16 protein-coding genes and 1 riboswitch are annotated in these 15,091 nt (G+C 72.4%); of the genes, 9 read left to right on the forward strand and 7 right to left on the reverse strand.

Translation table 11 applies throughout. The annotated features are described in order from the left end of the window. Positions 1–265 precede the first annotated feature (265 nt). Both AB0I28_RS36855 and AB0I28_RS36860 read right to left on the reverse strand, forming a co-directional pair. Entirely contained in the window at positions 266–787 is a 522-nt protein-coding gene (locus AB0I28_RS36855; protein WP_357500639.1) for a hypothetical protein, read from the reverse strand. A gap of 38 nt (positions 788–825) precedes the next feature. Next, positions 826–1,464 carry an NAD(P)H-binding protein gene (locus AB0I28_RS36860; protein WP_357500640.1) on the reverse strand — a complete coding sequence of 213 codons (639 nt, stop codon included), beginning with the start codon at positions 1,462–1,464 and terminating at the stop codon, positions 826–828. Between the two features lie 82 nt (positions 1,465–1,546). Between AB0I28_RS36860 and AB0I28_RS36865 the strand changes: the two genes are divergently transcribed. The 6 genes from AB0I28_RS36865 (at position 1,547) to AB0I28_RS36890 (ending at position 5,654) form a co-directional block, all read left to right on the forward strand. Then, entirely contained in the window at positions 1,547–2,152 is a 606-nt protein-coding gene (locus tag AB0I28_RS36865; RefSeq protein WP_357500641.1) for a TetR/AcrR family transcriptional regulator, read from the forward strand. A gap of 130 nt (positions 2,153–2,282) precedes the next feature. Beyond that, a complete protein-coding gene (locus tag AB0I28_RS36870; RefSeq protein ID WP_357500642.1) occupies positions 2,283–3,242 on the forward strand; it encodes a metal ABC transporter substrate-binding protein in 960 nt (319 codons plus the stop codon). Beyond that, entirely contained in the window at positions 3,235–3,999 is a 765-nt protein-coding gene (locus AB0I28_RS36875) for a metal ABC transporter ATP-binding protein (RefSeq protein WP_357500643.1), read from the forward strand. The genes AB0I28_RS36870 and AB0I28_RS36875 overlap by 8 nt, the downstream gene beginning before the upstream one ends. After that, entirely contained in the window at positions 3,996–4,889 is an 894-nt protein-coding gene (locus AB0I28_RS36880) for a metal ABC transporter permease (protein ID WP_357500725.1), read from the forward strand. Before AB0I28_RS36875 ends, AB0I28_RS36880 begins: the two co-directional genes overlap by 4 nt. A gap of 58 nt (positions 4,890–4,947) precedes the next feature. After that, positions 4,948–5,247 (forward strand): metalloregulator ArsR/SmtB family transcription factor, encoded by a 300-nt coding sequence (locus AB0I28_RS36885; protein WP_184786993.1) that lies wholly within the window; start codon positions 4,948–4,950, stop codon positions 5,245–5,247. Further along, on the forward strand, positions 5,244–5,654 hold the full coding sequence (locus AB0I28_RS36890) for a transcriptional repressor (RefSeq protein ID WP_357500645.1): 411 nt from the start codon (positions 5,244–5,246) through the stop codon (positions 5,652–5,654). The genes AB0I28_RS36885 and AB0I28_RS36890 overlap by 4 nt, the downstream gene beginning before the upstream one ends. A gap of 12 nt (positions 5,655–5,666) precedes the next feature. Here the strand turns inward: AB0I28_RS36890 and AB0I28_RS36895 are convergent, their stop codons facing one another. From AB0I28_RS36895 to AB0I28_RS36905, 3 genes are read right to left on the reverse strand one after another with little or no spacing between them, the layout of a single operon-like run. After that, positions 5,667–5,843 carry a type II toxin-antitoxin system PemK/MazF family toxin gene (locus AB0I28_RS36895; protein ID WP_357500647.1) on the reverse strand — a complete coding sequence of 59 codons (177 nt, stop codon included), beginning with the start codon at positions 5,841–5,843 and terminating at the stop codon, positions 5,667–5,669. Between the two features lie 22 nt (positions 5,844–5,865). After that, positions 5,866–6,570 carry a TIGR03943 family protein gene (locus tag AB0I28_RS36900; protein ID WP_357500650.1) on the reverse strand — a complete coding sequence of 235 codons (705 nt, stop codon included), beginning with the start codon at positions 6,568–6,570 and terminating at the stop codon, positions 5,866–5,868. After that, positions 6,567–7,580: a permease gene (locus AB0I28_RS36905; protein WP_357500652.1), complete on the reverse strand. Its 1,014-nt coding sequence runs from the start codon at positions 7,578–7,580 to the stop codon at positions 6,567–6,569. Before AB0I28_RS36905 ends, AB0I28_RS36900 begins: the two co-directional genes overlap by 4 nt. Before the next feature lie 60 nt (positions 7,581–7,640). Further along, positions 7,641–7,743, forward strand: a riboswitch (TPP riboswitch). Between the two features lie 29 nt (positions 7,744–7,772). Between AB0I28_RS36905 and AB0I28_RS36910 the strand changes: the two genes are divergently transcribed. From AB0I28_RS36910 to AB0I28_RS36920, 3 genes are read left to right on the forward strand one after another with little or no spacing between them, the layout of a single operon-like run. Next, positions 7,773–8,366, forward strand: a complete 594-nt coding sequence (locus AB0I28_RS36910) for an ECF transporter S component (RefSeq protein ID WP_357500655.1) — start codon at positions 7,773–7,775, stop codon at positions 8,364–8,366. A 1-nt stretch (position 8,367) separates the two neighbouring features. After that, positions 8,368–9,801: an ATP-binding cassette domain-containing protein gene (locus AB0I28_RS36915; protein WP_357500657.1), complete on the forward strand. Its 1,434-nt coding sequence runs from the start codon at positions 8,368–8,370 to the stop codon at positions 9,799–9,801. Continuing rightward, positions 9,795–10,589 (forward strand): energy-coupling factor transporter transmembrane component T, encoded by a 795-nt coding sequence (locus AB0I28_RS36920; RefSeq protein ID WP_357500658.1) that lies wholly within the window; start codon positions 9,795–9,797, stop codon positions 10,587–10,589. The genes AB0I28_RS36915 and AB0I28_RS36920 overlap by 7 nt, the downstream gene beginning before the upstream one ends. Here AB0I28_RS36920 and AB0I28_RS36925 read toward each other — a convergent pair. Then, positions 10,586–12,853 carry an Hsp70 family protein gene (locus AB0I28_RS36925; RefSeq protein ID WP_357500660.1) on the reverse strand — a complete coding sequence of 756 codons (2,268 nt, stop codon included), beginning with the start codon at positions 12,851–12,853 and terminating at the stop codon, positions 10,586–10,588. The genes AB0I28_RS36920 and AB0I28_RS36925 overlap by 4 nt on opposite strands. A 143-nt stretch (positions 12,854–12,996) precedes the next feature. Next, positions 12,997–15,060, reverse strand: coding sequence for an Hsp70 family protein (locus AB0I28_RS36930; RefSeq protein ID WP_357500661.1), 2,064 nt, complete (start codon positions 15,058–15,060; stop codon positions 12,997–12,999). Positions 15,061–15,091 lie beyond the last annotated feature (31 nt).

Raw genomic sequence — 15,091 nt, forward strand, 5'->3', positions numbered from 1 at the left:
TGGGGGCGAAGCCTCCCAGCAGGGTCTGGGACGGAGTCCCAGCGGGGTCCGGGGCGGAGCTCCGGTGGGGGTGCGGGGGGCGAAGCCCCCGGCCGAGGGCTTGACCTTGCGGGCTGGGGAGGGCTGGGGTGGGACGAGGGCTCAGGGCGGGGGTGGCTGCGGTGAGGAAGCCGGCTGCGGCAGGGTACCCCGCGTGGTCTGCCACGCCCCCGGCACGAAGCCCCCAACCCCGCGCGCAGCCACGCCTGCCCCGAGCCCGCGGGCGTCAGCCACGTCCACGGCCACGACGCCCCAACACCTCACGCAGCTCCCCGCACTTCTCCCGGACAAAAGCATTACCGTGCCCCTCCCCCACCCGCAGATACGGCTCCGCGTCATCGGCATCGACGAGGTCACCGAACACGAGCTGGTCGAGAACACCGATACCCCACGCCTGCACCACGCGATCGGCGTCCGCAAGGAACTCCGCCACCAGCGGCAGATCCTCCGCCGTGGCGACGACCCGCAGCAACTCAACGGCCAGATGACGACGGTCGGCGTCGGGATCGCCGCGGTAGATCTCCAGGCAGCGGGCACGGGCGGCATCGGGTTGCAGCAGACGCAAGACCGACCGTGCGTGCTCGGAGGCGGGGCGGCCGTCGACGTACCAGTCGACGGCCGCCCGCACGGCATCGTCACCCAGCAGGAACGCCAGCGCCCGACGGGCGACGCGGTCACCGCCGGAGTTCGGGTCGACGCCGATGTCCTCGGCGAGTTCCTGCCAGTCGATCCGCGCACCGCTCGTCATTCCGACATCGTGGCAGCCGGCGACCACCCCCCGCCCCCTCACTTCGCGATGACGATGGCGCGGCGGTGCGTCGCGGCATCACCGACCGCGCGCAGCAGGAAGTCGGCGACGTCGGCGCGCGTGATCGTGAACGCCCCCTTGAGCCCTCGCTCGTCGCCGACCCGGTAGCGGCCGGTGCGGGGGTCGTCGGTGAGGCGGGGCGGGCGGGCGATCGTCCAGTCGACCCTGGAGGCGCGCACGATCTCCTCGGCGACGCGGGTGTCGTCGAAGCTGTACCGGAAGACCCTGCCGACCAGGGGCTTGACGAGCAGGCGGGTGCCGATGCCGTCGGCGGCCTCCGGGAAGGCTCCGGCGGCCGAGACCATGAGAAAGCGGGTGACGCCGGCGGCCTCCATGGCCTTCAGCGCGGCGGTGGCGCCGTTCGCCAGGAGACTGACGGGTCCTTTGACCGGCGGGCGGACGCCGAGGGCGCTGATGACGGCGTCGGCGCCGCTCAGAACGGGTGTCAGCGCGGCCGAGTCGAGGGCGTCGGCGGTGCTCACTTCGAGGTTGTCGCCCCGGGTGGTGAGGACGGAGGGGTCGCGCACGACGGCGACGACCTCGTGTCCGGCGGTGACGGCCTGCCCGACGACGTGCTGGCCGATGCCGCCGGTGGCGCCGAGAATGACGAGTCGCATGATCAGGCTCCCGGTATGGTGGTGAGTGTTCACTAACCAAGGTAAGTGAATACTCACCAACCCAGCAACCCCGGAGAGTCAGATGGATCTCACACCCCGACAGGCGGAGGCGCGCGACCGCATCCTCGACGCGGGACTGGCCGTGCTGTCCGAGAAGGGACTGATCCGGGCGACCACCAAGGAGATCGCCAAGGCCGCCGGCTACTCCGAGGCGAACCTGTACAAGCACTTCTCCAGCAAGGACGACCTGATGGTCGCGGTCTTCATGGAGCGACTGCCCGCGCTCGGCGCCCTGCTGACCGCCCTCATCAAGAAGCCCGGCACCGGCGACCTGCGCGCCAACCTCGAAGACGTCGCGGCCACCGCGATGGCCTTCTTCCGGGGGTCGGTGCCGATAGCGGGCGCGATCCTGGCCGCCCCGGAGCTGCTGCGAAAGCAGCGTGCGAGTGACGCCGACGACAGCAAGGGCCCCTGGGTGCCGATGGTGGCCCTGACCGCCTACCTCTCCGCCGAGAAGGAGGCCGGCCGCCTGACCCCGGGAGATGACCCCGAGGTGATGGCCAAGCTCCTCATGGGCGCCTGCATGCAGGAGAGCTTCATCCACGTCGTGCGCGGCTCACAGCCGCCCAGCCCGGCGGAGGACCGCGAACTGGCCGCGCGACTCGTCGGGACGCTGCTGAAAAAGTGATCCGGATCACTTGACAGGTGAACCATTCACCCTCTTTGGGATGTTTACCACCACTTCGACCGTCCCTCACTGGCCCGAAACAGCGTATGCGTTGTTGACAATGATTGTCGATAGCGCGCAGGCTGGTCCCATGCGACAGACACCCCTCAAGGTCGCCGGTGCGTCCCTGCTGGTCACCGGCGTTCTCGCCCTCGCCGCGTGCGGTTCCAAGGGAGGCGGTGGCGCAACCACCCCGGACCCCGACGCCAACCCCAACGCCAGCGTCGAGGCGGTCGCCGCCTTCTACCCGCTCCAGTTCGTCACCAAGAAGGTCGGCGGCGAGCACGTCAACGTCGCCAACCTCACCGCGCCCGGGGTGGAGCCCCACGACCTCGAACTGTCGCCGCAGCAGGTCGCCGACCTCGCCGAGTCCGACCTGGTGGTCTACCTCGGCGGTTTCCAGCCGGCCGTCGACGACGCGATCGCCCAGCAGGCCGCCGACAAGTCCCTCGACGCGGCCACCGCGAGCCCGCTCGAAGACCACGGCACCGGTCACGACCACGAGGGGGAGGCCGAGCACGCCGGGGAGTCGGCCCTCGACCCGCACATCTGGCTCGACCCGACGCGCCTTGCCACCGTCGGCGACCAGGTCGCCGCGAAGCTCGCCGCCGTCGACCCCGGCCACGCCCAGGCCTACACCGACAACGCCGCGGCCCTGCGCGCGAGCCTGACGACCCTCGACACCGAGTACCGCGACGGCCTGGCCACCTGCGAGCGCAGGGAGGTCGTCACGAGCCACGCCGCCTTCGGCTACCTCACCGAGCACTACGGCCTCGAACAGGTCGCCATCGAAGGGCTGAGCCCCGAAGGCGAGCCCTCGCCGGGAAGGATCTCCGAGGTCGCCGCGTTCGCCAAGGAGCACGGCGTGACCACGATCTTCTTCGAGACCCTCGTCAGCCCCGACGTGGCCCAGACCCTGGCCACCGAAGTGGGGGCGCAGGCGAAGGTCCTCGACCCGATCGAGGGTCTCGCCGCCGACTACGACGGCGACTACTTCTCCGTGATGCGCACCAACCTCACCGCTCTCCAGGAGGCGCTCGGCTGTGGATAAGAGCTTCGAACCACCGGTCGCCGTGCGGCACGGCGTGGTCCACTTCGGTGACCGCGCCGTGCTGCACGGCGTCGACCTGCGGGTGGAGGCAGGGCAGGCGGTGGCGCTGCTGGGCGCCAACGGGTCGGGGAAGTCGACCCTGATCAAGTCCGCGCTCGGCCTCGTCCGTCTCTCCGAGGGCACCGCGAGCCTGTTCGGGACGCCGGTGCGGCGCTTCCGTAAGTGGCATCGCGTCGGCTATGTCCCGCAGCGCCTCGGCGCCGGGTCGGGGGTGCCCGCCAGTGTCCGCGAGGTCGTCGCGGCGGGCCGCCTGTCGCGCCGGACCATCGGCCTGCCCGCCCGTAAGCGCGACAAGGCCGTGATCGAGGCGGCGCTGGAGGCCGTCGGTCTCGCCGACCGCGCGAAGGACCCGGTGGGGACGCTGTCGGGAGGTCAGCAGCAGCGCACCCTCATCGCCCGCGCGCTGGCCGCGCAGCCCGAGCTTCTCGTCCTCGACGAGCCCACCGCCGGTGTCGACGCCGCCAGCCAGGAGGCCCTCGCGGCCGTGCTCGCCGACCGCGTCGCCGACGGCGCGACCGTGCTGCTGGTGGCCCACGAGCTGGGTCCGCTGGCGCCGCTGATCGACCGGGCCGTCGTCCTCTCGCACGGCGAGATCGTGCACGACGGACCCGTTCCCGAACCTGCCGGAGTGCACGCCGATCCCGGGCACGTGCACGTCCATCCGCACGCCAAGGAGGAGGAGCGGCTGTGGACCTGAGCATCTTCGGCTACGACTTCATGATGCGGGCGCTCGTCGGCGCGCTCATCATCGGCGTCGCCGCGCCCTCGGTCGGCGTGTTCCTGGTCCAAAAGCGCATGGCCCTCATCGGCGACGGGATCGGCCACGTCGCGCTGACCGGTGTCGCCGTCGGCTTCCTCATGGGCACCTCGCCGGTGTGGACCGCCGTGGTCGTGACCATCATCGGCGCCGTCGCCATCGAGCTGATCCGCGAGCGCGGCAAGGCCAGCGGCGACATCGCGCTGGCGCTGCTGTTCTACGGCGGCATCGCCGGCGGTGTCGTGCTGATCGGGATGAGCGCCGGGAAGTCGAACGCGAACCTGATGTCCTACCTGTTCGGGTCGCTGGTCACGACCTCGCCGGAGGATCTGCGCACGATCGCGCTGCTCGGCGCCCTGGTGACCGTGCTGATGGTCGTGCTGCGGCCGTGGCTGTTCGCGGTGAGTCAGGACGAGGAGTACGCCAAGGTCTCCGGCGTGCCGGTGCGCGCCCTGAACATGCTGCTCGCGGTGACCACCGCGGTGACCGTCACGGTGGCGATGCGGGCGGTCGGGCTGCTGCTGATCAGTGCCCTGCTCGTGGTGCCGGTGGCGACCATGCAGCAGTTCGCGCGCGGTTTCACCGTGACCATGTTCGGCGCGATGGGCCTCGGTGTCCTGGCCGCCGGATCGGGCGTGGTCGTCGCCGGTGTCGGCGACCTCCCGCCGGGCGCGATGATCGTGCTGATGGCGCTCGGACTGTTCGTGCTGGTGGCCGTCGTCACCGGCGTCGTGAAGCTCGTGCGCCGCGGTCTGCGGCGCAAGAGGCCGCGGCCGGCCGGGCCGTCGGTACCCGAACCGCTGGACTGCACCCTTGACAAGGCCGCCTGAACATTTCCCGGGACCGTCGCAGACGACTTCGGTTATCGGTGCACGCTACGGTTGCTCCATGCTCGCCGAGAACCGCACAGAGGCGTACCGGGCCGCCGGGGAGCTGCTGCGCGCCCTCGCCGCCCCACTGAGGGTGGCGATCGTGACCGAACTGGCCGCGGGCGAACGCTGCGTGCATGAGATCGTGGACTCCCTGGGCGCCCCCCAGCCGCTCATCTCCCAGCACCTGCGGATCCTGCGCGGGGCGGGTGTGGTGCGGGGCCAGCGTCGCGGTCGGGAGATCGCGTACTCCCTCATCGACGACCACATCGCGCACATCGTCGCCGACGCGGTCCACCATGTTCAGGAGTCGTCTTGACCGAAGAAGCCAGCACCGGCACCCTCACCCGTTCCACTCGTCAGCGCACGGCGGTCCTCGACCTGCTCGGCGAGGTCGACGAGTTCCGCAGCGCGCAGGATCTGCACGCCCTCCTCCGCGACCGCGGCGCCAAGGTCGGGCTGACCACCGTCTACCGCACACTCCAGGCCCTCGCCGACGCCGAGCGCATCGACGTGATGCGCCTGCCCGGCGGCGAGCACCTCTACCGGCGCTGCTCGCAGGGGCACCACCACCACCTCGTGTGCCGCTCGTGCGGGCGGACCGTCGAGGTCGCCGGGCCGGCCGTCGAGCGGTGGGCCGACAAGGTCGCCGCCGAGCACGGGTTCACCGACGTGGCGCACACGCTGGAGATCTTCGGGACTTGCGCGGGGTGTGCGGGGAGGTAGTGGGAGACCCGGTCAGAACAAGCCCAGCTTCAACAGCAGCGCCCGGTCGAGATCCTGGATCTCGGCGGAGTCAAGGCCGCCCTTGACATCGCCCAGCCGTTCGGGGGCGATCGAGAAGAGCTGATCGGTGAGGACGCGTGACTTCACACCGTCGATATCGATCTCAGGGCGGTAAACGGCCGCACCCATCTCCAGAACCCACCCCGTCCTCTCACTCATACTGCTTCGCCGGCGTCCCCACCCGCTCCAGCGACTCCGCCGCGATGAACGGGATCCGCTCGTTGTTGATCGGGTCGCGCACCATCGCCGGCGAGTACGTCCCCACCACCGCGACCCACGTGTCGTCGGCCATCCCGTCGGCGCTCGCGCCCTCGATGCCGACCTTGATGGGCCGGGCGTCGGCGGCGCAGCAGCTCAGGATCATCCGGGTCAGGAAGACCGTCCCGTCCTCGCCGCGCGTGATGAAGCCGGTCAGCTTCACGCGGCGGCCCTCCATCGAGCGGCCCTCGTCGAAGATGGCACGCGAGGCGTAGTCGAGGACGCCGATCTCGGCGGGATCGCCGTCGGGCAGCGGCGAGTAGTCCGACTCCTCGTCCCAGGCGCCCAGCGCGGTGCCGGTGGAGTCGGCGGCGTAGGCGCCCAGCGCGCCGGGCGCGACGAGGAGCAGCCCGACGACCGGGAGCAGCATCAGCCACGAGACCTTCGGCTCGGGGTGGTCGTGCCCGTGCGGGGCCCGCCGGGCACGCAGCTCGTAGTACAGCGTGGCCACCGCGATGGCGATGAGCGCGACACCGGCGGCGATGAGGAACGGACGCAGCCCCTCCTTCACATACCGCAGGTACGCGTCGGTGAGACTCGTGCGCAGCACGGCCCCGCCGAGCAGCATCAGCACGACCGCCTGCGCCTGCCGCCTCACAGGAACACCGCCCCGACCAGGGCCGCCGAGGCGAGCGCGACGACGAAGGTCGCCGGTGCGAAGCGCACGGCGAAGGACTTCCCGAACACGCCGGTCTGCATCGCGACGAGTTTGATGTCGACCATCGGCCCGACGACCAGGAAGGCCAGCCGCGCGGTCAGGGAGAACTGTGTCAGGGAGGCCGCGACGAAGGCGTCGGCCTCCGAGCAGATCGACAGCAGCACGGCGAGGACGGCCAGGGCGAGTACCGACAGGACCGGGTTGTCGGCGAGGGCGGTCATCCAGCGTTCGGGGATCACGACGTTGAGGGTGGCCGCCGCCGCGCCGCCGATGACCAGAAATCCACCGGCGTGCATGATGTCGTGCCTGCACGAGGCCCAGAAGGCGGCGGCCTTGGAGCCGTCGTCGTGGGGGCGGGCGGGCGGTTTGAGCCAGTCGGTGCGTCCGAGGCGCAGCCACAGCCAGCCCATGACGACCGCGGCGAGCAGTGAGGCGCCGAAGCGGGCGGCGACGAACTCGGGCTGCCCGGGGAAGGCGACCGCCGTGGAGATGAGCACGATCGGGTTGATCGCCGGCGCCGACAGCAGGAACGCCAGTGCCGCCGCCGGGGTCACACCGCGCCGGATGAAGGCCCCGGCGACGGGCACGGAGGCGCACTCGCAGCCGGGCAGGATCGCGCCGGCGGCTCCGGCGACGGGGACGGCGAGGGCGTCGTTGCGGGGCAGGACGCGGGCGAAGAACGCCGGTGGGACGAACACGGCGATGACGGCCGACAGGACGACGCCGAACACGAGGAACGGCAGGGCCTGGACGATCACGGAAACGAAGACCACGGTCCAGCGCTGGAGCCAGGGCGCGGCGAGTGCGCCGGTGAGCCAGGGGCGGGCGACGAGGATCACGATCAGCCCGGCGGCGAGGAGTTCGAGCCCGCCCAACGGGAGGCGTCGGCCCTTGCGGCGAGGGCTTTGCGGGCCCGCGTGCCGGGCGTCGGGTTCGGCGTCGACGAGCATCATCCCAGCCTGCCGGGCCGAACCGCCGATGGCAAACCACCACGCCCGGTGCTAACGTCGCATCGACGACAGGGGAGCCCCCTCGGCTGAGAGTGCGCAGCAGCGCAGACCCTACGAACCTGATCCGGTTAGCACCGGCGAAGGGAGTCGTATTCTCTCGTGTTCCCCCTGCGTGCGATCAGGGAGGTAGCAATGTCCAATGTAGGTGGTTCTGTTGCGCGGTGGCGCACCGTCGACATCGTGGTCGCCGCGGTCCTCGCGGTGGCCTTCGGCGTGGTGTTCCAGGTGGCCAACGGCCTGTGGTCGGTGACCGAGGGCGCGTTCAAGTTCTTCCCCCCGGCGCAGGCAGTGCTCTATGGGCTGTGGATCCTGCCGGCGGTGCTGGCCCCGATGATCGTGCGCAAGGCGGGCGCGGCGCTGTTCACCGAGACACTGGCCTCGGCGGTATCGGTCCTGCTGGGCTCGCCCTACGGCGCGATCGTCATCGTGCAGGGAGCCGTGGAGGGCCTCGGCGCCGAGCTCGGCATCGCGGCCGGCGGGTACCGCCGCTTCGGCATCGGTGTCGCGCTGCTCTCGGGCGCCCTGGGCGGTGCCGCCGCCACGACCTGGGACGTCTTCTACTCCTACGCGTCGTGGTCGGTGTCCTGGAAACTCGGCTACATCGCCTGCGCAGCCGTCGCCTGCGCCGTCGTGGCCGGCCTCGGCGCCCTGCTGCTGACCAAGGCCCTGGCCCAGACGGGCGTCCTCGATCGCTTCCCCTCCGGGCGAGAGCGCGCCTCGGTCTGACATGGCCTCGGTCGAACTGCGCGGTTTCAGCTGGCGACACGCCGGGCGCAAGGCCCCGGCGGTGCGCGACGTCGACCTGCGGATCGGCTCGGGCGAGCGGGTGCTCCTGCTCGGCCCGTCCGGTTCGGGCAAGTCGACGCTGCTCGGCGCGCTGGCCGGGCTGCTCCCGGAGGATTCCGGTGAGCAGTCCGGCGAGATCCTCGTCGACGGGATCGACGCCCGCAAGGCCCGCGAGCGCACCGGGATCGTCTTCCAGGATCCGCAGTCCCAGCTGGTCATGGTCCGCAGCGGTGACGACGTGGCCTTCGGGCTGGAGAACCGCGGGTTCCCCGCTGGAGATCTTTGGGCGCGAGTGGACACCGCCCTCGACTCGGTCGGGTTCGGGTACGGACGCGCACGCGAGACCACCGCCCTCTCCGGCGGAGAGCAGCAGCGCCTGGCGCTGGCGGGAGTGCTGGCGCTGCGGCCGTCGCTGCTGCTGTTGGACGAGCCGACCGCCAACCTCGACCCCGAAGGCGCCGGGCAGGTCCGCGATGCACTGCGGTCGGTGCTGGCTGCGAGCGAGTCGACGATGGTCATGGTCGAACACCGCGTCGCCGACGTGGTCGGGCTGGTGGACCGGGTCGTGGTGCTCGCCGAGGACGGCGGGCTGCTGGCCGACGGGCCGCCGGGCAAGGTCTTCGCCGAACACGGCGAGGAGTTGACGCGGCAGGGCGTCTGGGTTCCCGGGGCCGAGCCCGTCGCGGTCCGGCACGCCGGCGGCCCGCCCGGCGCCGAACTCGTCCGGACCGAAGACCTGGGCCTGACCCACCCTGGCGCCGAAACGGCGTCCCTGAGCGGCGTCGATCTCGCGGTCGGCGCCGGTGAGCTGGTCGCGGTCCTGGGCGCCAACGGCTCGGGCAAGTCGACCCTCGCGCTCATGCTCGGCGGACTGCTGCGGCCGACCTCAGGACGGGTGATTCTGGCCGGTGGCGCCGCCTCCCCGCACAAGTGGCGGGCACCGAGACTCGCCCGCACCGTCGGCTCGGTGTTCCAGAACCCCGAGCAGCAGTTCGTCGCCTCCAACGTCCGAGACGAGCTGGCCCTCGGTCCCCGGCGCATCGGCATGCCCGCAGGTGAGGCCGACCGCGTCGTCGGTGAGCTTCTGGAACGGCTGCGGCTGTCGGCACTCGCCGAAGCAAACCCCTACACCCTCTCTGGTGGGCAGGCCCGCCGTCTGTCGGTGGCCACGGCGCTGGCCACCGCGCCGGGACTGCTGGTCTTCGACGAGCCGACCTTCGGGCAGGACCGGCGGACCTGGGCCGAGTTGGTCGACCTCATCGGGACGCTCCGCGATGAGGGACGCGGCATCGTCGCGGTGACCCATGATCGCGACTTCACCGCCGTACTCGCCGACCGGTCCGTGACCATTCACAAGGGACGAATCGCGTGCTGACCCTCGCTCCGCTGGCGGCACCCTCCGGGTGGCTGTCGCGACGCAATCCAGCCGCGAAGCTCGGTGTGGTCGCGGTGATCTCGCTGGCGGCCGTCTCCACGACCGACCCCTTGACGCCGGCGATCCTGCTGGCCGCCGAGCTGCTCGCGCTGCCCTTCTGCGGGATCCGGATCGGGGCGTTCCTGCGCCGAAGCCGTCTGCTGCTGCTGGCTGCGCTGAGCGTCACCCTGGTCAACGCCGTGTTCGCCGATGGCGGCGGGGACGTGGTCCTCCAGGTCGGGCCGTTGAGGCTCACCGACGCCGCGCTGTTCACCGGCGCGGCCCTCGGCCTGCGTGTGCTGGCGGTCGCGGTCCCCGGCGTGCTGGTGTTCGCCACGACCGACCCCACCGACCTGGCCGACTCGCTCGTCCAGCAACTGCGCGCTCCGGCCCGCTTCGCGATCGGTTCCCTGGCCGCGTTTCGGATGCTGCCACTGCTGTCGGCCGAGTGGCGGATGATCGCGATGGCCCGCCGCGCGCGCGGAGTCGACGCCGGATTCGACCCGGTCGCACGGATCCGGCTGTTCACCTCGACGATGTTCGCACTGCTGGTCGGAGCGATCCGGCGCGGCACGCGCCTGGCGACCGCGATGGACGCGCGCGGCTTCGACGCCCGAACACCGCGCACGATCGCGCGCCCGCAACGCATGCGGCCGGTCGACTGGGTGATGCTCACGGCGGCCGTGCTGGTCGCGGCCGGGGCCGTGGCGATCAGCGTCGCCCTCGGAGTGTTCCGCGGGATCTTCTAGCGCACTTCCCGCATCTTCTTCACATCCCAGATCCGCACCGTCCGGTCGCCGCTGCCGCTGACCAGGTACTTGCCGTCGGCCGTCCAGCAGACGGCGCTGATGTCGCCGGCGTGGCCGGTCAGCTCACCGATCGGATCGCTGGTCTCGGCGTTCCACAGGCGGATCACGCGGTCGACGCCGCCGCTGGCGATGCGCTTGCCGTCCGGGGACCAGGCGACCGTCTCGACGGCGGCGCTGTGTCCATTGGGGAGGGTCACTGCCTTGGTGCCGCCGATGGTCCACATCCGCACGTCGCCGCCGGCGTCGCCGAAGACCAGACGGCGGCCGTCGGGCGACCAGGCGAGCTGCCGGATCGTCAGCGGATCGGTGCGCAGCACCATCGTCGGGTCCTCGCCGACGACCTGCCAGATCTTCACCAGGCCCTGGCAGCCCGCGGCGGCCAGCAGCTGACCGTCGGGCGACCACGCCACGCAGCGCACGCCCTTGGGAACGACGGTGCTGTTGGGGTCGGCGAAGGTCAGCTCACGCTTGAGCTTGCCGTCATAGCTGCGCCACACGCGGATCGAGTTGATGTTGGCACCGGCGATGCTGCCGGTCGCCCAGGACAGCGAGCGGACCTGGTCGGAGTGCGAACCGAGGCGCCGCTGGAGCACGTTGGGCCGCCACATCTCCTGCGACACCTTCCATCCCCAGCTCGCCTGCGCCCACAGCTGCACGGCGTCGCCGTCGGCACTGGAGGCGAGCACGGTCCCGTCCTCCGACCACGCCAGCGCCCGGGGTGTGGAACTGTGCCCGTCGAGGACGGTCACGCGGCGGCCGGTGCTGGCCTCGGCGATGACGATCCCCTGGGTGGTGGCCACGGCGAGGTAGCGGTCGTCGCGCAGCGCGAGGGCTGTCACGGCGCCGAGGTCGCCCTCGGGCACACGGACGGGGACGTCACCGTCGGCGGGAGGCGGGGGCGGCGGCGCGACCGGCTCTTCCGGCTGCTCGGCGCGCGCGTCGAGGAACTCGGGGTCGGTCTCGACGCGGGTGGGCGTGTACGGGAGCGGCTCGTGCACGACGCGCTCGGGCGGCTGCGGCGGCTGCGCCCGGACGGGGACCTTCGCCACGCCCCGGATGACCTGGCGCGGTGGCGGCGGAACGGTCTGGACGAACATCGTGGGGTCCTGCGGCGCGGGCGCCGGGGCGGGCGGCGCGGTGGTCGGCGCGTCGACGGCTCCGCTGGCGACGACCAGTTCGGGCTGTTCGAGGACCGTCGGCGCGACACCCGTGCGGCGAAGGAGCAATGTGGACACCAGTGGCATGCGGCTGGCCCCGCCGACCAGGAACAGGCCGGACACGTTCTGCGCACTGACGTTGGCGCGTTCGAGGACGTTGACGGTCAGCGCGACCGTGCGGTCGAGCAGTGGGGCGGCCAGGCCCTGGAGCTCGTCGCGGGTGAGGTGGACGTCCTTGTCGAGCAGCGGGATGAACAGCGCCGCGGTGCTCTCCCGGCTGAGGAGTTCCTTGGCGTCCTTGACATCGCGCCACAGGCTGCGCCGGTGCCGGCGGTCGCTCGGCGTCTCCGGGGAGCGGATCTTGCGCCACGCCTCGTCGGGGTAGACGCGCTGGAGGTGGTCGACGATGGCCTCGTCGATGTCGAGACCGCCCACATCGGACAGTCCACCCGAGGCGACGACCTGCATGCGCCCGCCGTCGTTGCGCACGACCGTCACATCGCAGGTGCCGCCGCCGAGGTCGTAGACGACGGTGTCGGTGCCCTCGGGGAAGGTGTGGCCGAGGTGGGCGGTGAAGTGCGTGGCGGCGGCGACCGGTTCGGGCGTGAAGCGCGGCGCGTTGAGCCCGGCGAGTTTGGCGGCCAGGCGCAAGACGCCGAGCCGTTCGGCGCGCCAGTCGGCCGGGTGCGTGAGGACCGACACCTCGGGCAGCGCGCCGGCCACCCGCACGGCCTCGTCGACGACGCGCCGCAGCACCGAGGCGATGACCTCGGTGACCGGGAACTCCTTGTCCCCCAGCAGGACGAGACCGTCGCCGACGCAGCGTTTCGGGTTGGGTTCGAAGCGCGCGGGATCGGCGGCCGCGGAGCGTTCGGCGTCGCGTCCGATCAGCAGTTTCCCGTCTCCGGCGAACACCGAGGACGGCAGCACCGGCGAGCCGTCGAACAGCAGCGTCTCGATCGGCCGACCCTCACGGGCCAGGACGGCGACCGTGCTGGACGTGCCGAAATCGATGCCCAACCGCACGCCACTCGCCGACTCCGCCATGACGGGAAGGATAGGCCACTTGCGCCCGTGGCGACCGCCTCACCGGGTGTACTCGGAGGGGTGTCGGTGTGGCACCTTCGGGCAACCGGCCGGTCACGGCCCGCAGGCGCCGGATCCGCGCCCGCCGGACGCCCGAAAGCGCCTCACACGCTCCGGGGAGCCGGGCCCGCGCCGCCCGCGACGACACCGCCGCCGGCCGTCTCCAGGACCCGCAGCCCGGCAGGTCCTCCGTCGGCGACCAGGAGGTACCGGCAGTCGGGCGTCCAGGCCAGCGAGCCCGCGCCGATCCGCACGTCGAGGGGCCACCAGAAGCCCGCGCGGGCGGCCAGGTCGAAGGTCCACACGCCGGTCGCGGTCCCGGCCGAGGCGAGGGCGGCGACCCGGCGGCCGTCGGGTGAGCAGCACAGTTGCGCGCCCTCCCAGCGGTCGAGCCGGGCGACGTCGTGGTCGAGGCCGCGCCGGGGGTCGTAGAGGCGCAGCGCGCCGTGGGTGCCGACCTCGACGAGCGCGCCGTCGGGGTGCCAGGTCAGGTCGGCGACGTTGCGGCGGGTGGTGATGCGCCCGTCGCGCCACAGCCGCGCGGTCCCCTCGTTGCCCAGCGCGGCCAGGCGCGGCTCGGTGCCGCGCGACCACGACAGTCGCGCGATGCCGCTGCCGTCGAGGGGTTTTGCCGGCGGTCCCGGCGCCCATTCGGGGTAGTCCTCGACGACTCCGCCGCGCGCGGTCCACAGGAACAGCTCGCCGGTGACGGTCGCGCTGGCGAGGTAGCGCCCGTCGGGCGACCAGGCCAGCGCCGAGACCGGTGCCTCGTGGCCGGCCAGGTTCGGCAGGCGGCCGCTCCCGCCGGGCTGGACGAGGCCGATCTCCCGGCCGTCGGCGGCGGCGAGGACCCGCCCGTCGGGCGACCAGGCGAGGGTCTCGGCGGTGAGCCGGTGCCAGTCGTCGTCGAGCCCGCGAGCGCCCTCGGGGTGGAGGCCGCCGACCGGATCCCACAGGCGGATCCCGGCGTCGGCGGCGTAGGCCCAGACCAGACCGTCGGGACGGATCGCGACGACGTCGACGCCCGGCTCGGGCGGTGTGAGGGGCACGCGCGGGTGCTCGACGGGCGGGGGCCGCGAGGCGGCCGGCGGGGGCGTCGGCGCGAGCAGGGACAGGCCCCGCAAGGCTCCCCCGGCGACGACGAGTTCCGGCTGCTCGACGACGACCGGCGCGAGCCCGGTCGCGCGCATCAGCGCCGTCGCCACCAGTGGCATGCGGCTGGCCCCGCCGGTCAGGAACAGGCCGACGGCACCGCCGTTGGCGGCGAGCATCCGCGCGGCGAGCTCGGCCGTCGCGCGGATCTGCGGGCCCGCGAGGGCGTCGACCTCGTCGCGGGTGAGGTGGACGTCGGTGTCGAGGAGGGGCAGGAACAGCGCGGCGGTGCTCTCGCGGCTGAGGTTCTCCTTGGCCTCGCGGGCGTCGTCCCACAGCATCCTGCGGTGGCGTCGGTCGTTGCGGTCGGCGGGTGAGCGCAGCCGGTCCCACTGTCCGCCGGCGCCAGGGTGCACGCGGGCGAGGTGGTCGACGATGGCGGCGTCGACGAAGGTGCCGCCGGTGTCGGCGAGGCCGTCGACGGCGGTGATCACGATGCGGCCCTGCTCGCGGCGCACGAGGGTCAGATCACAGGTACCGCCGCCGAGGTCGTAGATGAGGACCTGGCGGCCCTCGGGGAGCCGGGCGCCGTGGTGGTCGAGGAAATAGGCGGCCGCCGCGACCGGTTCGGGGACAAGGTCGGGCGTGGGCAGGCCGGCGGCCTCGGTCGCGGTGCGCAGCAGCCGCAGCCGTCGCGGGCCCCACCCGGCCGGATGGGTGACCACGACGCGCCCGGGTCCGGCGCCGAGCACCCGCCGCGCCTCGTCGGCGACCCGCCCGAAGACCGCGGCGAAGAGGTCGGCGACACCGAACTCGCGCTCGCCGAGCAAAACGGTGCCGTCGTCGACGCAGCGCTTGGGGTGCGGTTCGCAGCGGGCCGGGTCGATCGCCGCCGACCGCAGCGCCACCCGCCCGGCGAGGAGGGCGTCGTCGGTGGCGTAGACCGCGCTGGGCAGCAGTGGCGAGCCGTCGAAGAGCAGTGGCGCCGCCGGACGGCCCGGGCGCGCGACGACGGCGACGGTGTTGGAGGTGCCGAAGTCGACGCCGAGGGCCGCGGCCTCGTCCACTGTGGTCATGAGGGCGAGGATAGGCGCGGGACGGGGAGGT

Source organism: Phytomonospora sp. NPDC050363, from assembly GCF_040655735.1.
In the GTDB taxonomy this organism is placed as follows: domain Bacteria; phylum Actinomycetota; class Actinomycetes; order Mycobacteriales; family Micromonosporaceae; genus Phytomonospora.